General features: G+C 67.5%; 21 protein-coding genes. 8 read left to right on the plus strand and 13 right to left on the minus strand.

Features of this window, described 5'->3' with window-relative positions:
• Window positions 1-66: 66 nt before the first annotated feature.
• The gene (locus A9K58_RS02945) at window positions 67-1,962 is read right to left on the minus strand and encodes a DEAD/DEAH box helicase (RefSeq protein ID WP_065197915.1); all 1,896 of its coding nucleotides are present in this window, start codon (window positions 1,960-1,962) and stop codon (window positions 67-69) included.
• A gap of 252 nt (window positions 1,963-2,214) precedes the next feature.
• Between A9K58_RS02945 and A9K58_RS02950 the strand changes: the two genes are divergently transcribed.
• Window positions 2,215-2,436 (plus strand): RNA-binding S4 domain-containing protein, encoded by a 222-nt coding sequence (locus tag A9K58_RS02950; protein WP_065197916.1) that lies wholly within the window; start codon window positions 2,215-2,217, stop codon window positions 2,434-2,436.
• A gap of 11 nt (window positions 2,437-2,447) precedes the next feature.
• On the opposite strand, the gene ubiM is transcribed toward A9K58_RS02950, so the two are convergent.
• The 4 genes from ubiM to A9K58_RS02970 all read right to left on the minus strand — a co-directional run bounded on the left by ubiM (window position 2,448) and on the right by A9K58_RS02970 (window position 5,866).
• Complete coding sequence (ubiM, locus tag A9K58_RS02955) at window positions 2,448-3,626, minus strand: 5-demethoxyubiquinol-8 5-hydroxylase UbiM (protein ID WP_065197917.1); 1,179 nt, start codon at window positions 3,624-3,626, stop codon at window positions 2,448-2,450.
• 80 nt (window positions 3,627-3,706) lie between these two features.
• Window positions 3,707-4,096, minus strand: a complete 390-nt coding sequence (locus tag A9K58_RS02960; RefSeq protein ID WP_065197918.1) for an MAPEG family protein — start codon at window positions 4,094-4,096, stop codon at window positions 3,707-3,709.
• Between the two features lie 11 nt (window positions 4,097-4,107).
• A complete protein-coding gene (locus tag A9K58_RS02965) occupies window positions 4,108-4,653 on the minus strand; it encodes a DUF4019 domain-containing protein (RefSeq protein WP_065197919.1) in 546 nt (181 codons plus the stop codon).
• Between the two features lie 58 nt (window positions 4,654-4,711).
• Window positions 4,712-5,866: a COG3904 family protein gene (locus A9K58_RS02970; RefSeq protein ID WP_065198134.1), complete on the minus strand. Its 1,155-nt coding sequence runs from the start codon at window positions 5,864-5,866 to the stop codon at window positions 4,712-4,714.
• 234 nt (window positions 5,867-6,100) lie between these two features.
• Between A9K58_RS02970 and A9K58_RS02975 the strand changes: the two genes are divergently transcribed.
• From A9K58_RS02975 to A9K58_RS02985, 3 genes are all read left to right on the plus strand, one after another.
• Window positions 6,101-7,579: a DNA-3-methyladenine glycosylase 2 family protein gene (locus A9K58_RS02975; protein WP_065197920.1), complete on the plus strand. Its 1,479-nt coding sequence runs from the start codon at window positions 6,101-6,103 to the stop codon at window positions 7,577-7,579.
• Window positions 7,576-8,067 (plus strand): methylated-DNA--[protein]-cysteine S-methyltransferase, encoded by a 492-nt coding sequence (locus tag A9K58_RS02980; protein ID WP_065197921.1) that lies wholly within the window; start codon window positions 7,576-7,578, stop codon window positions 8,065-8,067. The genes A9K58_RS02975 and A9K58_RS02980 overlap by 4 nt, the downstream gene beginning before the upstream one ends.
• Before the next feature lie 425 nt (window positions 8,068-8,492).
• Complete coding sequence (locus A9K58_RS02985) at window positions 8,493-9,743, plus strand: alkaline phosphatase family protein (RefSeq protein WP_065197922.1); 1,251 nt, start codon at window positions 8,493-8,495, stop codon at window positions 9,741-9,743.
• Window positions 9,744-9,876: 133 nt separating this feature from the next.
• On the opposite strand, the gene A9K58_RS02990 is transcribed toward A9K58_RS02985, so the two are convergent.
• On the minus strand, window positions 9,877-10,056 hold the full coding sequence (locus tag A9K58_RS02990) for a 30S ribosomal protein THX (RefSeq protein ID WP_065197923.1): 180 nt from the start codon (window positions 10,054-10,056) through the stop codon (window positions 9,877-9,879).
• Between the two features lie 110 nt (window positions 10,057-10,166).
• Complete coding sequence (locus A9K58_RS02995; RefSeq protein WP_065197924.1) at window positions 10,167-10,580, minus strand: MerC domain-containing protein; 414 nt, start codon at window positions 10,578-10,580, stop codon at window positions 10,167-10,169.
• 134 nt (window positions 10,581-10,714) lie between these two features.
• Here A9K58_RS02995 and A9K58_RS03000 point away from each other — a divergent pair, with 134 nt between their 5' ends.
• From A9K58_RS03000 to A9K58_RS03015, 4 genes are all read left to right on the plus strand, one after another.
• A complete protein-coding gene (locus tag A9K58_RS03000; RefSeq protein WP_065197925.1) occupies window positions 10,715-12,922 on the plus strand; it encodes a TonB-dependent receptor in 2,208 nt (735 codons plus the stop codon).
• A gap of 251 nt (window positions 12,923-13,173) precedes the next feature.
• The gene (locus tag A9K58_RS03005) at window positions 13,174-13,740 is read left to right on the plus strand and encodes a TetR/AcrR family transcriptional regulator (protein ID WP_065197926.1); all 567 of its coding nucleotides are present in this window, start codon (window positions 13,174-13,176) and stop codon (window positions 13,738-13,740) included.
• Window positions 13,740-15,413 (plus strand): MFS transporter, encoded by a 1,674-nt coding sequence (locus A9K58_RS03010; protein ID WP_065197927.1) that lies wholly within the window; start codon window positions 13,740-13,742, stop codon window positions 15,411-15,413. The genes A9K58_RS03005 and A9K58_RS03010 overlap by 1 nt, the downstream gene beginning before the upstream one ends.
• A 10-nt stretch (window positions 15,414-15,423) precedes the next feature.
• Window positions 15,424-16,584 (plus strand): HlyD family secretion protein, encoded by a 1,161-nt coding sequence (locus A9K58_RS03015; protein WP_065197928.1) that lies wholly within the window; start codon window positions 15,424-15,426, stop codon window positions 16,582-16,584.
• Window positions 16,585-16,646: 62 nt separating this feature from the next.
• On the opposite strand, the gene A9K58_RS03020 is transcribed toward A9K58_RS03015, so the two are convergent.
• The 6 genes from A9K58_RS03020 to creC form a co-directional block, all read right to left on the minus strand.
• Window positions 16,647-17,138: a Fur family transcriptional regulator gene (locus A9K58_RS03020; protein ID WP_065197929.1), complete on the minus strand. Its 492-nt coding sequence runs from the start codon at window positions 17,136-17,138 to the stop codon at window positions 16,647-16,649.
• A 34-nt stretch (window positions 17,139-17,172) separates the two neighbouring features.
• Window positions 17,173-18,576 (minus strand): glutamate--tRNA ligase, encoded by a 1,404-nt coding sequence (gene gltX / locus A9K58_RS03025; protein WP_065197930.1) that lies wholly within the window; start codon window positions 18,574-18,576, stop codon window positions 17,173-17,175.
• Between the two features lie 153 nt (window positions 18,577-18,729).
• The gene (locus tag A9K58_RS03030; protein ID WP_065197931.1) at window positions 18,730-20,322 is read right to left on the minus strand and encodes a M20/M25/M40 family metallo-hydrolase; all 1,593 of its coding nucleotides are present in this window, start codon (window positions 20,320-20,322) and stop codon (window positions 18,730-18,732) included.
• Between the two features lie 100 nt (window positions 20,323-20,422).
• Complete coding sequence (locus A9K58_RS03035) at window positions 20,423-20,833, minus strand: hypothetical protein (RefSeq protein WP_065197932.1); 411 nt, start codon at window positions 20,831-20,833, stop codon at window positions 20,423-20,425.
• Window positions 20,834-20,843: 10 nt separating this feature from the next.
• Window positions 20,844-22,163, minus strand: a complete 1,320-nt coding sequence (gene creD, locus A9K58_RS03040) for a cell envelope integrity protein CreD (protein ID WP_065197933.1) — start codon at window positions 22,161-22,163, stop codon at window positions 20,844-20,846.
• Between the two features lie 81 nt (window positions 22,164-22,244).
• The gene (creC, locus tag A9K58_RS03045; protein WP_065197934.1) at window positions 22,245-23,705 is read right to left on the minus strand and encodes a two-component system sensor histidine kinase CreC; all 1,461 of its coding nucleotides are present in this window, start codon (window positions 23,703-23,705) and stop codon (window positions 22,245-22,247) included.
• Between the last annotated feature and the right edge of the window lie 2 nt (window positions 23,706-23,707).

Genomic DNA, 23,707 nt, shown 5'->3' on the forward strand with positions numbered 1-23,707 from the left:
TTCCGGCGTAAGCGCGTGGCCTGCCATCTACGGCGTGATCGCTCCGTCCCCTTTTCCAGGTCCGGCTCAGTAGCTGCGCGGGCCGCGTGGCTTGAAGCCATCACGGCGCGGCGGACGGCCATCGCGGTCGCCGCCGTGCCCGCCGCCCGGGCCGCCACGACGCGGCCCCCCCGGGCCACGCTTGTCGAAGCGCGGCTTGAACGGACGCGGCGCGGGATTGATGTCCTCACCCTCGCCCAGCGGACGCATCTGCAGTTGCTGGCCGGACACCCACACCTTCTGCAGGTGCGAGAGCACGTCCGGCGGCATCTGCGCCGGCAGGTCCAGCAGCGAGAAGTCGTCGTGGATGTCGATGCGGCCGATGAAGCGGCTTTCCAGGCCAGCTTCGTTGGCGATGGCGCCGACGATGTTGGCCGGCTTCACGCCGTGCTGGTGGCCAACCGCAATGCGGTAGGTCTCCATGCCCTGCTCCGGGGCACCCCGCGGCGGTACCTCGCGGCGCGCACGCGGCTCGAAGCCGCCTTCGGCGTCGTCACGACGCGGGCCACGCTCGAAGCGCGGGCCACGTTCCACGCGGTCGGCGCGATCGAAGCGTTCACGCGGCGCACGCTCTTCGCGCGGTGCGCGCACGGGCGGCTTCAGCAGGAACGGCGTATCGCCCTGCAACAGCTTGGCCAGCGCCGCCGCGATGTCGATCGCCGGCACGTTGTTTTCGCCTTCGAAACGCTGCAGCAGTTCGCGGTAGAACTCGATGTCCCCACCCTCGCCCAGCGCATCGGCGATCCGGCCCAGGAACTTGCTCACGCGGGTGTCGTTGACCGCGTCCACCGACGGCAGCTGCATCTCCTCGATCGGCTGGCGCGTGGCTCGCTCGATCTGGCGCAGCATGCCCTTCTCGCGCGGGGTGACGAACAGGATCGCCTCGCCACTGCGGCCGGCACGGCCGGTACGGCCGATGCGGTGCACGTAGCTTTCGGTGTCGTAGGGAATGTCGTAGTTCAGCACATGGCTGATGCGCTCCACGTCCAGGCCACGCGCCGCCACGTCAGTGGCGACCAGGATGTCCAGCTTGCCTTCCTTCAGCTGTCCGATGGTGCGTTCACGCTGTGCCTGCTGCATGTCACCGTTGATCGCGGCAGCCGCCAGGCCGCGTGCCTGCAGCTTCTCGGCCAGTTCTTCGGTGGCGGCCTTGGTACGCGCGAAGATGATCATCGCATCGAACGGCTCCACTTCCAGGATGCGGGTCAACGCATCCAGCTTGTGCATGCCGCTTACCCACCAGTAGCGCTGGCGGATGTTGGCCGAGGTGGTGGTCTTGGCCGCGATGGTCACTTCCACCGGGTCCTGCAGGTAGGTCTGCGCGATGCGGCGGATCTGCGGCGGCATGGTGGCCGAGAACAGCGCGACCTGGCGCTGCTCCGGCAGCTTCTTCAGCACGGCTTCGACGTCGTCGATGAAGCCCATGCGCAGCATTTCATCGGCCTCGTCCAGCACCAGGGTCTTCAGTTCGGACAGGTCCAGGGTGCTGCGGTCCAGATGGTCGATCACGCGGCCGGGGGTGCCCACTACGATGTGCACGCCACGGCGCAGGGCCGACAGCTGCTGGCCGTAGGGCTGGCCGCCATACACCGGCAACACGCGGAAACCCGGGATCTTCGACGAATAGGACTGGAACGCCTCGGCCACCTGGATGGCCAGTTCGCGGGTCGGGGCCAGCACCAGGGCCTGGGGCTTGATCTGCTGCAGGTCGATGTTGGACAGTACCGGCAGCGCGAATGCGGCGGTCTTGCCGGTGCCGGTCTGGGCCTGGCCCAGCACGTCGCGGCCTTCCAGCATCGCCGGGATGGTGGCTGCCTGGATCGGCGACGGCGATTCGTAGCCGATGGCGGCCACTGCCTGCATCACGGGCTCGGACAGGCCGAGCTGCGCGAACTGCAGCGGCGCTTGGGATTCTTGGGACATGGGGAACTCCGAAAGCACTGCCGTCGTCCTGGCAGTGCGATAACAAGGGGGGATGGTCCGCGCTTTGGGCGCCCTTCTTATCGCGTGCCCTGGCGCTGCTCGGTCGGAGGAGATTTCACTCGCTCAGAGCGGAATGATACCGCATTGATCCTGAATCAGGCGTACAGCCTGCCGCCGGCATGCCGTCATCCCCATGCTGGCGCACAATACCCGCCCCGGCCGCTGGCCGCGCCTTTCCCAGGATTCCGTTCCATGCAGATTCTCGAATTCGACCTCGACGGTGACTATGTCGAGCTCAAGCAGCTGCTCAAGCTGGCCGACCTGGTCAGCAGCGGCGGCGAGGCCAAGATGGTCATCAGCGAAGGCCAGGTGCGCGTCGACGGGGAAGTCGAACTGCGCAAGGCCTGCAAGATCCGCGCGGGCCAGGTCGTCGAGTTCGCCGACAGCCAGATCCGGGTACTGGCCGCCAGCTGATCTGAATCCATTCAGGCCACGCGCTGGGTCAGGTGCGAGGCGATCAACTGCCTGAACGGTGCCACGCCCTGCGCCAGGCGAAGGCCAGCCGCACGCAGCAGGCGCGCAGGGCGCCGATCATCGGTGTACAGGCTGGCGATCGCATTGGTGGCTTCGTACAACGGCCGCGATGCCAGCCGGTGGCCGCGCTGGTAGGCCGCCAGCGTGCTGGCCGCCGCGATGTCGGCACCGTGCCGCTGCTGCGCGACGATGCCCTGCGCCAACCGCTGTGCGCTGGCCAGGCCCAGGTTGAAACCATGCGCGGTGACCGGATGCATGCCCACGGCCGCATCGCCGATCAACGCCGAGCGCTCGCCGGCGAAGCGATGTGCGTACACCCCCACCAGCGGATAGGCCTGCGGCGTGGCGACCGCCTGCATCCGCCCGAGGCGGTGCTCGAAAAAGGCGCTGATGGTCTCACCGAAGGCGACCTCGTCCATTTCCAGCAGCGCCTCGATCTGTCGCGGCGGTAGCGTGATCACCGCCGATGCCTGGCCCTCGTTCAGCGGCAGCAGCGCCATCGTGCGACCGTAGCCGAACCATTCCCAGGCAGTATGGTGATGGTCGCGCTCGACCTGCATGCGGCACACCAGCATCGACTTGCCAAAGTCGCGCATCTGCGCACCGATACCGAGCATGCGGCGGGTGCTGGAAAAGCGGCTGTCTGCGGCCACCAGCAGCCGCGCGTGCAGCTTGGTGCCGTCATCCAGCGTGACGACGTTCCCCTGCGCGTCGGCCTGCACGCCCAGCACCTTGCGTCCATCGAACAGCTCCAGCCCGTCCTGGCCCTGCGTGGCCTCCCACGCGGCGCGGCGGATCAGATGGTTGGGCACCAGCCAGCCCAACGGCTGGCCATCGGCCTGGCGGCTGGCGAACGTCAGCGCGAACGGCGAACCGCCGTTCATCACCCGGGCATCGCGCAGCTCGGCGATTTCTGCGTGCGGCAGGCGCTGCCACAGGCCCAACTGCTCCATGCTCTGCCGCGAGGCGTGGGTCAGCGCGATCTCACGGCCATCGAAGGCGGCATCGGCCAGGGCCTGGCGCGGCTGCACGTCCACCAGCCCGGCCTGCAGGCCGCTGCCGGCCAACGCACGCGCGAAACACAGGCCCGCCGGTCCGGCGCCGACCACCACCACGTCCATCCTGCGCATGCGCGCCTCCTGCCGTTGATCCAGTCCGGGCCAGCATAGCGCCGTGCGCCTGAGCGGCCTTGATCTGGATCAGGAACGGCTCACAGCAGTGCGAACACCAGCGCCAGGATCGACAGCAGCGACACCAGCCAGGCCAGGCTGCGCACATACGGCACGCCCGCGGCATACAGCGGCAGATAGACCACGCGCGCCCAGAAGTAGGCCTGCGTGGCCAACGCCGTGGTCTCGTTGCTGCGCCCGGACAGCACGACCGCGATCGTAGCGGCGGCGAAGAACGGGAAGGTCTCCAGGAAGTTGCCCTGGGCCCGCTGCAGGCGGCCGGCCAGTGCGCTGAGGGGCTTTGCCTCGCCATCCCGGGCCGAGGCATTCCACTTCAGGCCGCGCTCGCGGGTGACCACGGTGGAGGTGGCGAAGATGTAGGCAAAGCCCAGCAGCACCGACCAGGCCAGCATCGTCAGTTCAGTTGCCATCACTCATCTCCTTACGGTGCCGACGCACGCAGGCTGTAACCGGCCAGGCGCCACACCTTGTCCTCGTCGAGCCGGAACGAGACCAGTTCACGCACCGGCTGCGTGCTGTTGGCGAAGCGGGTCGGGAAACTGACGTTGATATACAACCCTTCCGGCACTGCGGCACCGGCGCCGTACTTGACCCGGGTGATGATCGGCTGGCCGCGCCCGGCCAGCGCCCCCAGGCGCGTGCGTTCGGCGGCCAGCTGGCTGACGAAGGCCGCCTTCGGCACCGCGCGGCGCGCGACCGCCGAAGCGCCATCCCACAATTCGCCGGCGCGGTTGGCATCGACCAGCTGCGCCGCCTTCACGGCCGCCGCGCCCATTTCCGCGTCCTGTTTCTGCACCTGGGCCTGCTGTGCAGCGGTCAACGCCGGGGTACCGGCAGTGGCAGGCTTCGCGGCCGCCGGCGATGCCGGGGCCGGGCGTGCCGGAGCCGGTGCAGGCGTGGCCGGCGCAGGTGCCTGCGCCAACGCAGTCAGGGGCAGCAGGGACAGCAGCAGGAGCACGCGCTTCATGGACACCGCCGGTTCTCGGGAAAGAACCGCAGTCTACGCCAGCGCGGTGAGCCGTTCGTCAGCGCGCGTTGGCGCTGTCTTCCTGCGAGGCGGCATCGGCAGGCGCGCCGGTGCCTGCGGCGGCCTGCTCCGCCACCGGCGGTGGATCCGACGGTACCGGTGGCAACGTCGCCACATCGATCTCCGACAGCGGGCTTTCTTCCGGGCACACCGCATCGGGGAATCCAAAGCGCTGCTTCAGTGCCTGGCCACAGCTGTTGATCGACTCCATATCGGCGCCTTCGCGCTTGCACTGCTGGTCGAACGCGATAAGGAACGCGTCCTTGCGCTGCACGAAATCGTCGCCGCAGGCACGCATCTGCTTGATCCGTTCCAGATCGTCCTGCACCGCATTGGTACCGTCCAGGCCGTACTGGCGAAGTTCGTCCGGGGTCAGCAGGCGCAGGCTGCGATTGGGCACGGTCATCATCAGGTCGGCCACGCCCACCGCCACGCCGTTGCGCTGCAGGTAATCCTTCACGTTGTCGTAGACCTCGTGCAGCTCGCGGTTGAGCTCGGCACGCGACGTGGCCTTGGAACTGATCCGCATCATCCGGTGGATGCCAACGTTGCCCGAGAGCAGCCGGTTGTCGCCGGCGGCGAGCACGAACACGCAGGCGCTGTGGCAGATCGCGCCCTCGCGCACCCAGATGGTCCACCCCGATTCGCCGATGCTGTCGCCGGCCACGATCGCCGATTCCACCTGGCCGCCGCTGGAGTCCAGGTCGAGAATGCGCTTGTGGATCTTCAGCTGGTCGGCGACCACCGCCAATCGCCACATCATCTCGGCAAAGCCCGGATTGATCTTGCCGGCGTAGCGCACGCGCACCAGGCCGCGCTCCGCACACGGTGCCAGCGCCTGGCTGATCTGCTCGCGTTGCAGGCCTTCCAGCTCGATGCCATCGCCCGCATCGCCGGCATACTCGGTGCTGCAGCTGACCCAGGCACGGCCGTTCTCCAGCTGCGCGTGCGGCCACGGCCGGTCGGCACGGCTGCGCGGCGGAGCCGGCGGCGGCGGTGCATCGGCCGCATTGATCGAGACCATGTTCTCGCCATCGCTGGCCGGCGCCCGCGCAGCCTTGTCGGCCGCGGTCACGTTACCCGGATTCTCCAGCTGGCTGCAGCCCGCCAGGGCCAGGCACAACAAGGGCAACCAGCGGTATTTGGCGGACATCGGGTAACCGGTCTTCATGGGAGCAAGAGCCACAGTCTACCCGTCCGGGGCGCGCATTCAGCGCGTGGTGATGAACCCCTTCTGACCCCCTGGGAAAAGCGTGTCGACCAAGGTCGACACCTACCCACAGCCGCGTGGACTTGGCGGGATGTAGCGCGACCCGGCCTGACTCCCTTCAGCATCCATGTCCGAATCCGGCGAGTATCGCCCCCCGCACGAGCCTAGACTGGCGCCATGGACACCGCCCTCGCCCTCGACACCGCCGCCTGCGACCGCGCCCGCCTGGCCCGCGACGCACGCTTCGACGGCGTGTTCTTCACCGCCGTGCGCAGCACCGGTATCTATTGCCGCCCGGTGTGCCCGGCACCGCCGCCGAAACCGCGCAACATCACCTACTACCCGACCGCCGCCGCCGCGGCCGCCGCCGGCTACCGGCCGTGCCTGCGCTGCCGGCCGGAGCTTGCACCGCAGGCGCAGCAGGCACTGGCCGGGCAGACCGTGCAGCGTGCGCTGGCGTTGATCCAGAACGGCTTCCTGCAGGAGCAGCCAGTGGCCGATCTTGCAACCAGGCTCGGCCTCAGCGCGCGCCAGCTGCAGCGCCTGTTCGTTGAACATCTGGGGGCGACGCCCGGGCAGATCCACGCCACCCACCGCCTGTTGCTGGCCAAGCAGCTGCTCACTGAGACGACACTGCCGGTGACCGACGTCGCGCTGGCTGCCGGCTACAACAGCCTGCGCCGCTTCAATACAGCGTTCCTGCAGGGCTGCGGGATGGCACCGACCGCCCTGCGCCGCCAGCATCAACCGTTGGCTGCCGGTGATGGTGGCCTGGTGCTGCGCCTGGGCTACCGTCCACCGCTGGACTTCCCGCGCATGCTGGCGTTCCTGCGCAAGCGCAGCCTGCCCGGCATCGAACTGATCGGCGAGGACAGCTACCAGCGCGTGCTGGGCACGCCGGAGCGCCCCACCCTGCTGCGCGTCACCGCCGATCCAAAACGCCCGGAGCTGCGCCTGCAGTTGGGCGCGGTCGATCCGCGCCTGATACCGGACATCGTGCGCCGCGTGCGTCGCGTGTTCGATCTGGACGCCGACCTGCAGCAGGTCCACGCCGCGCTCGGCGAGGAACCCCTGCTGGCGCGTGGCATCGCCGAGCGTCCCGGGTTGCGCGTGCCCGGTGGCTGGGATGGCTTCGAGGTAGGTGTGCGCGCCGTGCTCGGGCAGCAGGTCAGCGTGGCCGCAGCGACCACCTTCGCGCGGCGCCTGGTCGATGCCTATGGCGCGCACCTGCCGGGCATGCCCTCGGACTTCGATCGCCAGTTCCCGGCACCGGACGTGCTGGCCGAGGCACCGCTGGAATCGATCGGCCTGCCGCGCAGCCGTGCGGCCACCGTGCGTGCGCTGGCCGCCGCCTGCGCCAGCGGCCAGCTCGACTTCGCGCCGGGACAGGCGCTGGAAGAATTCGTTGCGCGCTGCGTGGCACTGCCGGGCATCGGCCCCTGGACCGCGCAGTACATCGCGCTGCGAGGACTTGGCCAGCCCGATGCCTTTCCCGCCGGTGACCTGGTGCTGCAGCAGGTACTCGGCCACGCGCAGGGCCAGCGCCTGAGCGAGCGTGCCACCGAAGCGCGCTCGCAACCCTGGCGGCCGTGGCGCGCCTACGCCGTCCTGCACCTGTGGCACCTGTCCGGCACCTTCGTTGGAGAACCGACATGACCCTGTTGTTCGATCGTTTCGACAGCCCGATCGGCGTGCTGACCATCGCCGGTGACGAGCGCGGCCTGTCCCATGTGCTGTTCCCGGAAAACCGCCATCCTGCACGCGGCCGCGACGACTGGCAGTACGCGCCGGATGCGCTGCCGGAAGCGCGCTCGCAGCTGCTGCAGTACCTGCACGGCGAACGCACCCGTTTCGACCTGGCATTGGCGCCCCGCGGCACGCCGTTCCAGCTGCGCGTGTGGCAGGCATTGGCGCTGATCCCGTTCGGCCAGACCTGGAGTTACCTGCAACTGGCACGGCACCTGGGCCAGCCGAGCGCGACCCGCGCGGTGGGCGCGGCCAACGGCCGCAATCCGCTGCCCATCATCCTGCCCTGCCATCGCGTGATCGGCAGCAATGGCGCGCTGACCGGCTTCGGCGGCGGCCTGGAAACCAAGGCCGCGCTGCTGCGCCTGGAACAACAACAGGCCCCGCTGTTCGCCTGAGAGGGCTGGCCGGGCTGCGCCCGGCACCCGCAGAGGCTAGAGCAACAGCAACTGCAACAGCGTGCTGCTTGCGGGGAGGCGGGGTGGGGCCGGTTGCAGGGGACGCTGCAAGTACATCCCTGTAAGCTCGGTCGCGCCATCCATGGCGCTCACGCCCCTGCAACCGGCCCCACCCCACCTTCGACTGATTCCTGCGACCTGCCGTGACGGCGTACTGCGCTGCTGCTGGTAGGTGTCGACCTGGGTCGACACGGTAGATCCACGCCATGCGTGGATGGGGCATCAGGGACATGTCTGGAGAAGGGCCCCCTTCTTGTTGAAGGGGGCGCGCCGACAGGCGCGTGGATAAGGAAAAATGCGCGGACACGGCTCGCGATAGCGCGCCGTGTCTTTGGCACGTCATTGCAGCGGCTTATCATGGGTGGATGACTTCCGTACGCCTGACCTGCGCACTGGCGTTGCTGCTGCCCTTGGCCGCCTGCACCACCGCGCCCGCCCCGTCCGCCTCCGTTCCCACCCACCTCGCTGCTGCGGCGCCGCCAAAGTTGCTGCTGATCTCCATCGACGGCCTGCGCGCCGATGCGCTGGACCGTGGGCTCACCCCGAACCTGCAACGACTGATCGACAACGGCGTGCGTGCACGCTGGATGACACCGTCCTATCCATCGCTGACCTTCCCCAACCACTACACCCTCGTCACCGGCCTGCGTCCGGACCACCACGGCATCGTCAACAACAGCATGGACGATGAAGCCTTGGGCCGGTTCGAGCTGAGCAACCGCGAGGCGGTCGCCACGAGTGACTGGTGGGGCGGTGAACCGATCTGGGTCGGCGCAGAGAACGTCGGCGTGCGTACCGCCACTACGGCATGGCCGGGGAGTGAGTCGGAAATCCGCGGCGTCCGCCCCAGCCAGTGGCGGATCTACGACGGCAAGGAGCCGCTGGAGCAACGCGCCGGCGTGGTGCTCGACTGGCTGTCCCAGACCGATGCCGACGCACCGCGGCTGACCACGCTGTACATGGAACACGTGGACAAGGCCGGCCACAACTACGGGCCCGAATCGAAACAGTACGCCGACGCCATCGCACGCGCCGACCTCATCGTCGGCCAGGTGATCGACGGCCTGCAGCAGCGCGGCCTGGCCGCGACCACCAATGTGATCGTCGTGTCTGACCACGGCATGGCCAGCGTCCCGGCTGGCCAGGTAATCTCCACCGAATCCATGGTCGACCCGGCCATCGCGCGCAACGTCAGCCAGGGACAATCGGTGGGTTTTGCACCCGTCGCGGGGCGGGAAGCGGACGCCGAGCGCGCCCTGCTGGGCCGCCACGCCCATTACCAGTGCTGGAAGAAGGAAAACCTGCCGGCACGCTGGCACTACGGTACGCACCCACGCATTCCTGCCATCGTCTGCGCCATGGATGAAGGTTGGGATGCACTGCACCCGCAGAAGATCGCCAAGCGCGACCACCAGGATCGCGGCTCGCATGGCTACGACAACGCCCTGCCCTCGATGCGCGCGGTATTCGTGGCCAGCGGCCCCTCGTTCCGCCAGGGCCTGCTGATCGAAGGCTTCGACAACGTCGATGTCTACCCGCTGCTGGCACATCTGCTGCAGGTACCGGCGGCACCGAACGACGGCAACCCGGAAACGTTGAAGAAGGCGCTGCGCTGATGCGGTTGTAGAGCCGAGCCCACGCTCGGCTGCATTTCCGGCCAGCCGAGCATGGGCTCGGCGCTACAAGAACGTGCATAAAAAAACGCGGCGCCAGGCGCCGCGTTTTCTGTGAACCGGTCGATTGGCCGGATCAGGCCTTGGCGACGGTCTTCTTCGCCACAGCCTTCTTCGCCGGAGCCTTGGCGACGGTCTTCTTGGCAACCGGGGCGGCGGCGCCTACGGCGGCCTTGCTCGCGGTGTGCGAACGGGCATTGCCGTAGCTGGCGTTGTAGCGCTTGCCCTTGGCGGTCTTGCGGTCACCCTTACCCATGTCTTCAACTCCTCAAGTGTGAAATCTGGTTACCCCGTACTGACACGGGTTCGGCGGGGCCGCCTTGCTGGGCGCCCCCGCGCACGATCAAAAATCCTATCACGGAGCGCCTAGTGCGCGCAGCTGGCGTCGTGCACGTGGCCGTGGTTGAGACGCAGGTTGACCAGATGCGCAACACCGACCAGCAGGCCGCCGATCGTCATCACCACCGCGTGCGGCACTGCATTGTGGTGCAGCGGGTCGTACAGCACGCCGGCCCATAGCGCGACCAGGCCGGGAATCAGGAAGGCCAGCGCGCGCAGTGCTCCATGCCGCCGGTAGCCCCAGACCAGGCTGAACAGCCCCAACAGCGTCACGAACACGACCAAGGCCTGCTCAACACCGTCACTCAGCCAGAACGACAGGCCCAGCGACGGTGCTGCCGCCAGCAACACGGGAATCACCGCGCAATGCACCGCGCACAGCATCGAACCGGTGGCGCCGAAACGGTCGAGCAGGTGGCGCAGGCGTGAGGACAGGGACATGACTTCCAGCAGGGTCGGCGAATCGTTATGGAATAATATAACATCCATCACCGACCCGCACGATTTGCCTCTCCTGTCCCGTTGACGCGATGCGTGCGCCCCACCATTGATACAATGTAACAAAGGACCTACCCATGCCTGCCTGCACGCCGCGGCTCAAGCCGCATTCCCTGGCCCTGGCTCTTGCCGCCCTGCTGCCCTCGCTGGCGCATGCCGCCGGCGACGATGCGGCCCAGCGGGACCGCCACCTGACTGAACTGTCGTCGGTGCAGGTCACCGCTTCGCCGCTGCAGGGTGATGCCGAATCGCTGGCCCGCCCGGTCGATGTCCTGGCGGGCGAGCGCCTCGACGAGCAGAAGGCCGGCACGCTCGGCGATACCGTGGCCAAGCTGCCCGGCGTGCAGAGCACCTTCTTCGGCCCCGGTGTCGGCCGCCCGATCATCCGCGGCCAGGAAGGCCCCCGTGTGGCGGTGCTGTCCAACGGGATGGGCAACATGGATGCGTCCACCGTCAGCGCCGACCACGCCACCAGCATCGAGCCCTTCCTGGCCGACCAGATCGAGGTACTGAAGGGCCCGGCCACGCTGCTGTTCGGCAGCGGCGCCATTGGTGGCGCAGTCAACGTGGTCGACGGCCGCATCGCGCGCGATCTGCCGGAACGCCCGCTCAGCGGCCGCGCCGAGCTGCGCGGAAATTCGGTCAACGATGAACGCAGCGGCATGTTCCGCCTGGATGGCGTCAGCGGCAACGTGGTGCTGCATGTGGATGGCCTGGTACGCAATGGCGACGATTACCGCATCCCTGGCTATGCGGTGATCGACAGCCTGGAAGACCACCACGACGACCATGACCCTGCGGGCGAGGAAGGCGAGGAACCGCGTCGCGGCCGCCTGGACAACAGTTCGATCCGCACGCGTGCCGGTGGCGTTGGCGCGACCTGGCTGGGCGACGCTGGCTACTTCGGCGTGTCTGCCAGCACCTACCGCACCAACTACGGCATCCCCAATGGCGCGCACGTGCATGCCGACGGCGACGACCATGGCCATGACCATGACCATGATCACGATCATGGCGACGAAGACGAAGGCGGCGACGAGCATGACGTACGCATCGACATGGTGCAGAACCGCTTCGAGACCAAGGCCGGTATCTACAACCCGGTGTCGTTCCTGAAGAACGTCAATGCGCGTGTAGCCTACACCGACTACGAACACGTGGAACTGGAAGCCGGCACGCCGTCCACCCGCTTCACCAACCGGGGCCTGGAGGCACGCTTGGAAGCGGTGCAGCAGCAGATCGGCGGCTGGGATGGCGCCTTCGGCGTGCAGTTCGGCAACAGTGATTTCGGTGCCAAGGGCGAAGAGGCGTTCGTTCCAGACACCGGGACGAAGAACATCGGCCTGTTCGTGCTGCAGGAAAAGCAGTTCGGCCCGTTCAAGCTGGAACTCGGCGGCCGCCATGACCAGGTCAAGCTGGACCCGACCGGTGACTACCGTCGCCGCACCTTCGGCGCCACCAATCTCTCTGCCGCTGGCATCTGGAAGCTCAACGACGCGGTCGACCTGCGCATCGGCGTGGACAGCTCCGAGCGTGCCCCGACCAATGAAGAGCTGTACGCCGCCGGCGCGCACATCGCCACCCGCTCGCTGGAAATCGGCGATGCCGACCTGAAGACCGAGCGCGGCCAGCGCCTGGAACTGGGCATCCATACCCACAGCGACCGCCTGGACTTCTCCGCCTCGGTCTACCAGACCAAGTTCAAGGACTTCATCTACCTGGCCGACACCGGCGTTACCGAGGGCCTGCCAGTTCGTGCGTGGACCCAGCAGGACGCGGTGTTCCGCGGCGCCGAGGCCGAAGCGCTGGTGCACCTGTTCGAAGGCGGCGCCGGTGACTGGGACCTGCGCCTGTTCGGTGACTACGTGAAGGCCAAGCTGGATGGCAGCGGCAGCCGCAACCTCGATATCGCCGTACCGCACGGTGACCACAACCACAACTACACGGTGGAGCTGGCCAATACCGGCTACCTGCCGCGCATCGCCCCGGCACGCGTCGGCGCCGACCTGCGCTGGTCGAAGGATGGCTGGCGTGCCTCGGTCGGTGCGGTCCGCTACAGCCGCCAGAAGGATGTCGCCCAGAACGAAGCACCGAGCGAGGGTTACACCCTGGTCGATGCGCACCTTGCCTACCGCTGGGACCGCAACGCGAGCAACAGCTACGAGCTGTTCCTGGATGGCAGCAACCTGACCAACCGCGAAGTGCGTCCGCACACCTCGCTGCTGCGCGACTACTCGCCGCTGCCGGGCCGCGGCGTCGCGTTCGGCATCCGCGCGTTCTTCTGATCGGGGGTAGCGGGGTCGGATACCTTTCCGCAGGAAAGGGCTCTGATCCCTCGCCCCTCCAGGCATGGCGGGGCCGCACCAACACCGTTTTCTCTCCCGGGGGGCCATATGGCCCCCTTTCTCTTGTGCGCGAGGCGGGTCGCGGCACCCTCGCTCACACATTCATCACAAAGATGTGCGTACGACAACAACCGGACAATCCCGTCACTCAATGTCTCGCCAATCGGACACTTTTGTCCGAAAATGACACCATGACCGCCCAACGTGCCGATGCCGCTGCCCGCCGTGCCCTCATCCTCGACGCCGCCGACCATGTGTTCGGCCAGCATGGGGTCACTGCCCCGCTGGATCTGGTGGTCGAACGCGCCCAGGTGGGCCGGGCCACCCTGTACCGCAACTTTCCCGACCGCACCGCGCTGATCCAGGCGCTGCTGCAGCGCACGGTCGACCGCATCCGGCGCCAGGTCGAACAGCTCGGCGACCGCGACGACGCCCTGTTCGAGGTGATCGAGGGCATGGCCCAGCGCATCATCGACTCGCCGGCACTGGCCGATTACTGGCGCGCGGTCGATTCGGACGTTCCGTCCATGCGCGCCGCGCGCGAAACCGTGCGCGACCTGCTGGAAGCGCCGATCGCCCGGGCGAAGGCCGCCGGCCTGTGCCGCGCCGACCTGGAAAAGACGGATATTTCACTGATCTCGGGCATGCTGGGGGCCGCCCTGCGCGGCAAGACCCGCGACGAGCGCGCCCAGTTGGCCGGGCGCGCCCTGCAGCTGCTGCGTGGGGGTCTCCAGGGAGCTGCCAGCGAGGCCCGTTGATGGTCCAGCCGTATCTGAAGCCGGTTCCGGATTGGGAGGAGCATGAGAAGCCAACCATGCCCGGCTCGGCATCGATGCCCTGGCATCCGCCGTACCGGCGCGTGGCCTACGCCTTGGTATCGCTGCTGGTGGCGATCACCGGCGGCCTCGGCAATGCGCTGGTCACCGCCAACCTGCCGTTCCTGCAGGGCCAACTGGGATTGACCCCGACCCAGGGCAGCTGGCTGGTGGCGGCCTACGCAATGGTCAATGTCACTGCCAACCTGCTGGCTTTCAAGTTCCGCCAGCAATACGGCATCCGCCTGTTCGCCGAGATCGGGCTGGGCCTGTACGCGGCGCTGGCGGTGCTGCACCTGTTCGTCGGCAGTTTCGAGACCACGATGCTGACCCGTGCCGCCAGCGGCTTTGCTGGGGCGGCCTGCTCCACGCTGGGCACGCTGTACATGCTGCAGGCATTGCCGCGGCGCTTCACCGGCAACCTGCTGGTGGTCGGCGTGGGCCTTTCACAACTGGCGGTGCCGATCGCCTGGATTGTCTCGCCGGGCCTGGTCGATACCGGCCAGTGGCATCAGTTGTATTCGTTCGAAGCCGGGCTCGCCCTGTGCGCCTTCGCCGCAGTGGTGGTGCTGAAGCTGCCACCCGGCATCCAGATCAAGGCGTTCGAGCCACTGGACTTCCTTACTTTCGCCCTGCTCGCGCCGGCCGTCGCCCTGCTGGTGGTGGTGCTGGCGCAGGGCTACACCCGCTGGTGGTTCAACACGCCCTGGCTTGGCTGGGCGCTGGTCGCCTCGATCGCGCTGTCCACCACCGCTTTCATCATCGAGCACTACCGGCGCAACCCACTGCTGCAAACCCGCTGGCTGGCCAGCCTGCCGGTGCTGCATTTCATTGTCGGCGCGTTCCTGATCCGTTTCCTGACCACCGAGCAATCCTATGGCGTGGTCAACCTGATGCGCACGCTGGGCATGGGCCCGGACCAGCTGCGGCCGCTGTTCGGAGTGATCCTGGCGGGCGTGGTCACCGGCATCATCGGTACCGCGCTGACGTTCGGCCCGAAGCGGCTGATCCCGCAGCTGCTGATGGCGATCCTGCTGCTCGGCGCGGCGGCCTTCTTCGACCAGCACCGCACCAGCATGGACCGGCCGCACGACTTCTACCTCAGCCAGTTCCTTGCCTCGGTCGGCGCCGGCATGTTCATGGGCCCGCTGATCATGCTCGGCATTTCGGCGGCGTTGAAGCAGGGGGTGGACCACATCGTCACCTTCCTGGTCACGCTGTCGATCACGCAGACGCTGGGTGGCCTGGCCGGCTCGGCGCTGCTGGGCACCTTCCAGCTGCATCGTGAGCAACTGTATTCCAGCGCATTGACCAGCCAGCTGGACCCGGCCGATCCGGTCGTGGCGCAACGCCTGCGCCTCCAGCAACAGCTGTACGGCGCGCAGATCACCGATCCTGTGCTGCGTAGCGCACAGGGCAGCGCACAACTGGCGCAGACCACGCGCCGCGAAGCCAACGTGCGGGGCTTCAATGATGTCTTCACCCTGAGTGGCTGGTTGGCGATCGGCTTCCTGTGCTGGTTGCTGCTGCTTTCGTTGCGTACCGCCGTGCTCAAGCAATGGCGCAAGCGCCACCCCACGCCCGTCGCTGCGGCCACGCCGGCCGCGCCCCGCTGAGTCCAACGCCATGACTCCCGTCCCGCCCCGCCCCGACGACGCCGACAACGTCACCCCGCCGCCGCCGACCGATGCGGCGCCCGCGCCCACGCCGGCGGCACCGGCCGCCGCGCCGAAATACCTCAAGCCCAGCGCACGCAGCGTGGCGGTGATGGTGGTGGTGGCGCTGCTGGGCATCGCGCTGATCCTGCGTGCCTGGCACCTCTGGCCGTTCACCAGCAGTGTGATGGTGACCGACAACGCCTACGTGCGCGGGCAGATCACGGTGATGGCGCCGCAGGTGAACGGCTACGTGACCAAGGTGCTGGTCAAGGACTTCCAACACGTGAAGAAGGGCGAGCCGCTGCTGCGCATCGATGACCGCATCTATGCGCAGCGCGTCGCCCAGGCGCAGGCGACGCTGGACAGCGCGCGCGCGGCGTTGGCCAACTCGGACCAGTCGCAGGCGCAGAACCGCGCGCAGATCGCCTCTGCCCGGGCTACGCTGTCGGCCGGCCAGGCCGAACTGCAGCGCTCGCGCAACGAGCTGAAGCGCTACGAGGAGCTGGCCGCGCAACGGCTGGTGTCGATCAACGACCGTGACAAGTTCCGCACCAGCCAGGCCTCGGCGCAGGCCAGCGTGCAGCAGTCACAGGCACAGATCCGCATTGCCGAGGAAACCCTGGTCTCGACCCAGGTGGCGCGCAGGAGCCTGGAGGCGCAGGTAGAGAGCGCGCAGGCGCAGCTGGAGCTGGCGCGCATCGACCTGGCCAATACGGTGATCCACGCGCCGCGCGACGGCCAGATCAGCGAGGCCAGCGTGCGCGTGGGCCAGTACGTCGCCGCCGGTTCGCAACTGCTGTTCCTGGTGCCCGACACGCTGTGGGTGGTGGCCAACTACAAGGAAGGCCAGACCTGGGGGATGGCGATCGGCCAGCCGGCAACGTTCTCGGTGGACGCATTCCAGGGCCAGGTGCTGAGGGGCCGCGTGGAAGAGATCGCGCCCGCCACCGGGTCGGAGTTCAGCGTGCTGCGCCCGGACAATGCCAGCGGCAACTTCACCAAGGTGGTGCAGCGGCTGCCGGTGCGGATTTCAATCGACGCGGATCAGAAGCTCGCAGCGCAGCTGCGGCCCGGCATGTCGGTGATCGTGCGGGTGGATACGGCGGCGAAGCCGGCGCTGGCCCGGTAGGGTCGATGAGGTCAGATCCCTTTGCCCAAGGCAAAGGGATCTGACCCCAATCCCACCTTTCCTCAGCCCGCGCAGCGCGCGCAGAGGCCGTGCACTTCCAGGGTCTGTGCCTGCGGTTGGAAGCCCAGTTCCTTGGCGCGCTTCTCGAGCTGGCCCACGATCTCGCGATCTTCCAGTTCCACCGCGCTGTGGCAGCTGTTGCAGATCAGGAACGGCACCGAATGCGCGGCGCTGCTGGGATGGTGGCAGGCCACGAAGGCATTCACCGATTCCAGCTTGTGCACGAAGCCATTGGCCATCAGGAAGTCCAGCGCCCGATATACGGTGGGCGGCGCATCGGCGCCCACGCCCTTGCCGTTGCGCACCCACTCCAGCAGCTCGTAGGCCTTGACCGGCTTGCCGGCCTCGGCAATCAGCTTCAGCACATTGGCGCGGATCGGGGTCAGGCGCAGCCCGCGTTCGCGCGAGACACGCTCGACCACCGCCACGAAATCCGATGCGTCGTGGACGTGGTGGTGCGGGGCGGTACAGGCAGTGGCGGTCTTTGCGGACATGCGCGTTCTCCGGTTCGGGCCTGGCAAGGATGCCTCAGGCCGTGGCTACCTTGGTGATGGCCACATCAATGCGTTTCAAGGCCTGCTCGCGGCCAGCCAGGTACACGGTATGCGAAATGTCAGGACTGACCTGGGTGCCGGTGATGGCCACGCGCAGTGGCTGCGCGACCTTGCCCATGCCGATCTCCAGCGCTGCGGCCGCGTCGTGCAGGGCCACGCCCACCGATTCGGCGGTCCATTCCGGCAACGCCGCCAGCAGCTCGCGTGCCTTGCCCAGCGCCACCTCGGCACCAGCCTTGAAGTGCTTGGCCACCGCCGCGTCGTCGTACTCGGTCAGCGGCTGGTACCAGACCACGGCCTTCTCGGCCATTTCCTTCAGGGTCTGCACGCGCTCACGCAGGGCGATTACCACGTCCTCCGGTGCCGGGCCCGCAGCCACGTCCAGGCCCAGCTTCTGCAGCTGGTAGACCAGGTGCGGAGCGACGGCGGCCGGATCCTCGCTCTTCAGGAAGTGCTGGTTGACCCAGCCCAGCTTGGCCATGTCCAGGCGCGAGGCCTTGGAATTGCAGTCCTTCACGTCGAACAGGTCGATCAGTTCCTGGCGGCTGAACAGTTCCTGGTCGCCATGCGACCAGCCCAGCCGGGCCAGGTAGCTCAGCAGCGCGTCGGGCAGGTAGCCAGCGTCCTTGTACTGCATGACGTCGGCGGCGCCGGTGCGCTTGGACAGCTTGGCGCCCTGCTCGTCCAGGATCATCGGCATGTGGCCGAACTTCGGTACGGGCGCACCGATGCCTTCGTACAGGTTGATCTGGCGCGGGGTATTGTTGATGTGGTCGTCGCCGCGGATGACCTCGGTGATGCCCATGTCCCAGTCGTCCACCACCACGGCAAAGTTGTAGGTGGGATAGCCATCCGGGCGGAAGATGACCATGTCATCCAGCTCGCTGTTGGCGATCTCGATGCGGCCCTTGATCAGGTCGTCGAACACCACCGTGCCTTCCAGCGGATTCTTGAAGCGGATGACACGGTTCGGGTCGTCCCGGTACGGCAGGCCCAGGTCGCGTGCAGCGCCGTTGTAGCGCGGCTTTTCCTGCCTGGCCATCGCGGCCTCGCGCATCGCGTCCAGCTCTTCGCGGGTCTCGTAGGCGTAGTAGGCCTTGCCCTGGGCGATCAGCTGCTCGGCCACCTCCCGGTAACGGGCGACGCGGTCGGTCTGGTAGATCGGGCCTTCGTCATAGTCCAGGCCCAGCCAGTCCATTGCTTCCAGAATGGCGTCGATCGCTGCCTGGGTGCTGCGTTCACGGTCGGTATCTTCAATGCGCAGCACGAACTCGCCGCCACGGTGGCGGGCCTCCAGCCAGCAGTACAACGCAGTGCGGGCGCCACCGATATGCAGATAGCCGGTGGGACTGGGGGCGAAGCGGGTGCGGCAGGTCATGGAGGGCTCGAGGAACGGGAATCCCTCGATTTTACCAGCCCACCGCCCACGACGGAAAAAGGGGACGGAGGGGATTAAGTCGCGATTGCCGCGCCCGTGGGGTTGCGACCGGGAAACGGAGGGGAGAAACGACTTAATCCCCTCCGTCCCCTTTTACGGTTCCTGCTTGCGCGGGAAGGGCTGCTCGCGCATTGCCGCGTTGTAGGCGAACGCGGCGACGATGGCCGCCGCCTGCTTCAGGTCTTCCGGCTCGGCGTGGTCCCAGGTGTCCAGATGGCTGTGGTGGACATTGGTGAAGTAGTCCAGCCGGTCCTGGATGAACTGGAAGCCCGGCAGGCCAATGCGATCGAAGCTGATGTGGTCGGTGCTGCCGGTGTTGCGGGTGGCCACGGTGGTCGCGCCCACATCATGGAACGGGGCCAGCCAGGCTTCGAAGATCGGCATCGCTGCCAGGTTTTCCTGCGCGTAGATGCCACGGAAGCGGCCCGAGCCGTTGTCCATGTTGAAGTACACCTGGAACTTGCCGTAGTCGCGGGTCTTCTGCAGCGCCCCGGTCGGTTCGCGCAGCGAGGCCGGCAGCGCCTTCTGGGCCGGATCGGTGGGTTCCGGGAACTTGCCGAAGTGCCTGGCCACATAGGCCTGCGAGCCGATCAGCCCCTGCTCCTCGCCGCTCCACAGTGCCACGCGGATGGTGCGCCTGGGCTTGGCGCCAGTGGCCTTGAGGATGCGCATCGCCTCCATCATCACGGCCACGCCGGCGGCATTGTCGGCCGCGCCGGTGCCACTGTGCCAGGAATCCAGGTGCGCGCCGATCATCACCACTTCATCCGGCTTGCTGCTGCCACGGATCTCGGCCAGCGTGTTGTAACCGGGCTGGTCGGCCTCGTCGGTGAAACGCGCGGCCACATCCACGCGCAGGCGCACGGTCTGCTTGGCCTGCAGTGCGCGTACCAGCGGATTGAAGTGCTCGCTGATCATCGCCAGTTCCGGGATGCCCACCGACTCACCGGCCTTGCGCGAGCCACCACCGGCGACCCGGATGATGCCGTTGTCCCAGCTGCTGATGCTGATCGCGGCCAGTGCGCCTTCTTCCACGAAGAAGGCGTTGACCTTCGCGGCCAGCGCCTGGCGCTCCTGGTATTCCTTGACCCGCTTGGCGCGTTCAGCGGTGGCATCCTGGTCCTTCGGCAGGGTGAACTCCTGCAGGCCTTCCAGTGACGTCGCGTCATGCCGGTGCGAATCGGGCTCGGTGCCGCGCTTGTATTCGCGGGCCTCGCCCAGCAGCAGGATCTTGCCGCGCAGCTTGCCGCGGTACTTGTCGATGTCTTCGGGCTTCTTGATCTCGACCTGCACCAGCTCGCCCTCGACCGGCCCCTTCGTGCCGGGGGTCCAGGCCTTGGGCAGTGCATGCAGCGGCTGGATACGGTCCCCCAGCATCTCCACGCTGGCGGAAGTGAACTCCCAGCCACGGCCGAAGTCATCGAACGCTTCATCGTGGACGTTGTCCAGCTTCCATTCGTTGAACTTGCCGCGGGTCCACGCGTTGGCGCGTCCCATGGCCGGCGAGTTGGTCAGGCGCGGGCCAATGCGTTCGGTGAGATAAGTGAAGGTGTCCATCACCTGCGAACGGTGGAACGCCTCCTGGCGGATGCGGCTGACCATGTCCAGGTCCACCGCCTCGCGCTGCTGCGCCGCTGCATTGCCCCCCATCGCCAGCGCTACGGCCAGCACGCCCCACTTCAGCACATCGCACCCCTGCCTTCCGGCCAGCTCATCAACCCATCGAGTCTAGCCAGCAAGGGGTGCGCCGATACCGTCCCATCGGTCATGGGCGGCGCGGTGACCATCATCCGTTCCACCCCAGCCATAGCTGCGCCCGCTCCGGCAGCAACAGCAACCAGTGCCGCCGGTCGATGCTGCTGCAGCCGTACACCGCTGCATGCGCGGGCCAGTCATCAGGCAGGCCACCGATGCCGATCTCGCTCAGCGCTTCCGCCCCGGCCTTCCATGGCCGGTAACGCGGCACCCGCCCGGCCACTGCGCCGCGTCCCTGCCGCGCGTCCTGCAGCCAGGCCAGGCCCCTGCCCTGCAATCCTCTGCAGGTCACTGCCGCCAGCTGGAAGCGGACCAGGCCGGGGGCGATCCGTGCCCCCGGCAGGGCCGCCAGCACCCCATGCGCCTGCAGCAGCGCGTCCACTTCCAGCAAGGCCGGAATCCCCTGCCGTGCCCGTTGCCGCAATCCCTGGCGCCAGCCCATGGCGTGCTCCTTACTTCAGTTCCGCGCCGAGCGCGTACCAGTCGACCCGGCGGGTTACCCACATCGCCAGCGCCAGGATCACGAACAGCAGCAGCGACCCCATCAGCAACGCATTGTTCTCCGACACCAGCAGCCCATACAGCGCGCCGTACAGCACGGTCAGCAGCGCCGCAAAGCCCAGGCCGCGCTTCCAGTGGCCCAGCACGTTGGCCAGGTACACTGCCTGCAGGCCGATGCAGGCCACGGCCGAGACCAGGTACGCCTTCCAGAATGCGATGTGCTCGGAAAGGCTGATGAGCAGTAGGAAGAAGATCGCCAGTGCCAGGCCCACCATCAGGTACTGCAGCGGATGGATGCGCAGCGACTTGATCAGCTCGAACAGGATGAAGCCGACGAAGGTCAGCAGCACGAACAGCACCCCGTACTTGGAGGCACGGTCAGCCTGGGTGTACGTGTCGACCGGATCCACCAGCGACACTGTCACCGCCTGCGAATCGACCTCACCGTCGTTGCGCAGCTGCCGCTGTGCATCGGATGCCAGCGAGGACACTGCCCAGCGTGCATCGAAGCCCTGTGCATCGACGCGCCGCTCGTTGGGCAGGAACGCACCGCTGAAGGAGGGATGCGGCCAGCTCGAACGCAACGCGATGTGGTTGTCGTCGCCGACCGGCACCACCGACAGCATGCGGCTGCCATCCAGGCGCAACTCCAGTTCAACGGTGCTGGCAGGCAGAGTGCCGCCCTGATCCGCGGCGAAACCGCTTACCGGCGCATGCAGTCCACGTCCGATTTCGCTGGCCGCACCGACGCCCGGCAACAGCCGCAGCTGCCTGCCGTCCACGCGCAGGTTCGGCGTTCCCACCAGGCCACGCACATCGGAAACCCCGAGCGCCACGTACGGCTGTCCGTACGTCCGCCCCACCTTCACCGGATAGTCGTCGGCAGCGAACGTCGCCTTCACCTGGCCGTTCCAGCTGTACACCGGCACCTTGAACAGGCCGACCTCGCGCTGGCTCGGCAGCATCTCGCCGCTTACCGCCAGCGATGCCGGCATCTGCAGCCAGTGCCCCTCGGTGACCTGGACCTCGGTCTTCTTGACGCCCTGCGGGTCGACCAGTTCAACCTGCTTGCGCTCCACCCACGGTACCACCCGTACCGGGCCCACCAGCTGCTGCGTGCCGGCGCGGCTGTCGGCCACCCGGGCAAAGGCCTCGTCGCGGTACTGGCTGCGCTCGGTGATGACTCCGCGGATCATCATCAGCGGCACCAGCAGCAACAGGATCAGCCCGCCAACAATGGCGAACCGCAACAACATCTTCAGGGATTTCATGGTCCATCCTCATTGGAGAGGCCTGCAGGATGGACCGCTGTGGTGAGCAGGGTTTGTGCTGTATTTGAAGCGGGCGTGAAGTCAACGACGCGAGCGCTGGCCCGGCATCGCCAGGGGCAGCCACAGGCTGGCGACGGTGCCGCCACCGTCGCGGGCGTCAACGCTGGCACGGCCGTCGTGCAGCCGGGCGACCTCCCGCACGAACGGCAGGCCCAGGCCTGAACTGCGCCGTCCACTGCCGGGGCGGGCCAGCGAATAGAAACGCTCGAACACCCGTTCACGCGCATAATCAGGAACACCGGCACCCCGGTCGGCCACCTGCAGGCGCACGCCCTGCCCGTCCACTTCGGCCTGCAGCGCGATGTCCGCACCGGCCGGCGAGAACGCAATCGCGTTGTCGATCAGGTTGTGCAACGCCTGCCGCAGCAGGTAGGCATCCCCCTGCACCCGCAGGTCGGGCACGTCCCCCATCCGCACCCGCACGCCGGCCGCCTGCGCGCGCACCTGCGCGGCCGCCGCCGCATCCGCCAGCAGCGCCGGCAGCGCGATCGGATCGCGGGTCTGCAGCCAGCCGTGCTGTTCCACTTCGGCCAGCGCCAGCAACTTGTCGATGGTCTCGGTCAGCCGCTCCTGCTGGTCGACGATGCTGCGTGCGAAATGCATGCGATCGGCGTCGGGGAGCGGTTCCTGCAGCAGCTCGGCGGCACCGCGGATCGCCGCCAGCGGGCTTTTCATCTCATGCGTCAGTGACTGCACGTACTGCTCGACGTAGGCCTTGCCTTCCAGCTTGCGGCGCATGGTCTCCAGTGCCTGGCCCAGGTCGCCGATCTCATCGCGGCGCCGCCGGGGCGGTGGCACCGGTTCGCCGGCAGTCACCGCGCGTGCATAGCGGCTGAGCTGGCCGAGGCCGGTGGTCAGCCACATCGTCACCAGCACGCCGACCAGCGCCGACAGTCCGATCAGCCAGGCGCCGCGCTCGATGATGGCGCGCTGGCTGGCGGCAATGAATGGATCGATGCTGCGGTTGGGCTGGGCCAGGCTGAGCACGCCGATCAGGGTGCGGCCATCGGCCGGGTCGTAGACCGGGGCTGCCACATGCATCACCGTATCGCCTTCTTCACCCGGCACTTCCGGGCTGGAGCGGGCGCCATACTCGCCGCGCAGCGTGCGGTAGACATCGTTCCAGCGCGAATTGTCACGCCCCAGGTCGCGGCCCAGCGAGTCGTAGATGACGATGCCCTTGGCATCGGTGATGGTCACCCGGTAGTCGAGCGAGCGCTTGGGAAAACGCCAGACCATCGCCTTCAGGTCGCGCTGCCGCGCCTTGGCCAGATTGCGGGTGAAGCTGCCGCTGCCGATGGTGCCGTCCTTGACGTCAGCAGCCGCCATCTCGGCCAGCACGTTGGCGGCATCGACCAGCGTCGATTCCATCGCCTGGCGCACACCGGGCTTCACCTCGTTGACGAACACGCGCATCACGAAGAACGCGGCGATGCCGGTGATCAGGAAGAAGCCGAGGAACAGCTTCAGTACCAGGCGCATCG

Origin of the sequence: Stenotrophomonas maltophilia, from assembly GCF_001676385.1 — a bacterium.
GTDB lineage: Bacteria > Pseudomonadota > Gammaproteobacteria > Xanthomonadales > Xanthomonadaceae > Stenotrophomonas > Stenotrophomonas maltophilia_J.

Bases quoted from the DNA above. Each gene is read 5' to 3' on its own strand.
- A9K58_RS02945 (WP_065197915.1), bottom strand. From the start codon at position 1,962: ATGTCCCAAGAATCCCAAGCGCCGCTGCAGTTCGCGCAGCTCGGCCTG.
- A9K58_RS02950 (WP_065197916.1), top strand. From the start codon at position 2,215: ATGCAGATTCTCGAATTCGACCTCGACGGTGACTATGTCGAGCTCAAG.
- ubiM (WP_065197917.1), bottom strand. From the start codon at position 3,626: ATGCGCAGGATGGACGTGGTGGTGGTCGGCGCCGGACCGGCGGGCCTG.
- A9K58_RS02960 (WP_065197918.1), bottom strand. From the start codon at position 4,096: ATGGCAACTGAACTGACGATGCTGGCCTGGTCGGTGCTGCTGGGCTTT.
- A9K58_RS02965 (WP_065197919.1), bottom strand. From the start codon at position 4,653: ATGAAGCGCGTGCTCCTGCTGCTGTCCCTGCTGCCCCTGACTGCGTTG.
- A9K58_RS02970 (WP_065198134.1), bottom strand. From the start codon at position 5,866: ATGTCCGCCAAATACCGCTGGTTGCCCTTGTTGTGCCTGGCCCTGGCG.
- A9K58_RS02975 (WP_065197920.1), top strand. From the start codon at position 6,101: ATGGACACCGCCCTCGCCCTCGACACCGCCGCCTGCGACCGCGCCCGC.
- A9K58_RS02980 (WP_065197921.1), top strand. From the start codon at position 7,576: ATGACCCTGTTGTTCGATCGTTTCGACAGCCCGATCGGCGTGCTGACC.
- A9K58_RS02985 (WP_065197922.1), top strand. From the start codon at position 8,493: ATGACTTCCGTACGCCTGACCTGCGCACTGGCGTTGCTGCTGCCCTTG.
- A9K58_RS02990 (WP_065197923.1), bottom strand. From the start codon at position 10,056: ATGGGTAAGGGTGACCGCAAGACCGCCAAGGGCAAGCGCTACAACGCC.
- A9K58_RS02995 (WP_065197924.1), bottom strand. From the start codon at position 10,580: ATGTCCCTGTCCTCACGCCTGCGCCACCTGCTCGACCGTTTCGGCGCC.
- A9K58_RS03000 (WP_065197925.1), top strand. From the start codon at position 10,715: ATGCCTGCCTGCACGCCGCGGCTCAAGCCGCATTCCCTGGCCCTGGCT.
- A9K58_RS03005 (WP_065197926.1), top strand. From the start codon at position 13,174: ATGACCGCCCAACGTGCCGATGCCGCTGCCCGCCGTGCCCTCATCCTC.
- A9K58_RS03010 (WP_065197927.1), top strand. From the start codon at position 13,740: ATGGTCCAGCCGTATCTGAAGCCGGTTCCGGATTGGGAGGAGCATGAG.
- A9K58_RS03015 (WP_065197928.1), top strand. From the start codon at position 15,424: ATGACTCCCGTCCCGCCCCGCCCCGACGACGCCGACAACGTCACCCCG.
- A9K58_RS03020 (WP_065197929.1), bottom strand. From the start codon at position 17,138: ATGTCCGCAAAGACCGCCACTGCCTGTACCGCCCCGCACCACCACGTC.
- gltX (WP_065197930.1), bottom strand. From the start codon at position 18,576: ATGACCTGCCGCACCCGCTTCGCCCCCAGTCCCACCGGCTATCTGCAT.
- A9K58_RS03035 (WP_065197932.1), bottom strand. From the start codon at position 20,833: ATGGGCTGGCGCCAGGGATTGCGGCAACGGGCACGGCAGGGGATTCCG.
- creD (WP_065197933.1), bottom strand. From the start codon at position 22,163: ATGAAATCCCTGAAGATGTTGTTGCGGTTCGCCATTGTTGGCGGGCTG.
- creC (WP_065197934.1), bottom strand. From the start codon at position 23,705: ATGCGCCTGGTACTGAAGCTGTTCCTCGGCTTCTTCCTGATCACCGGC.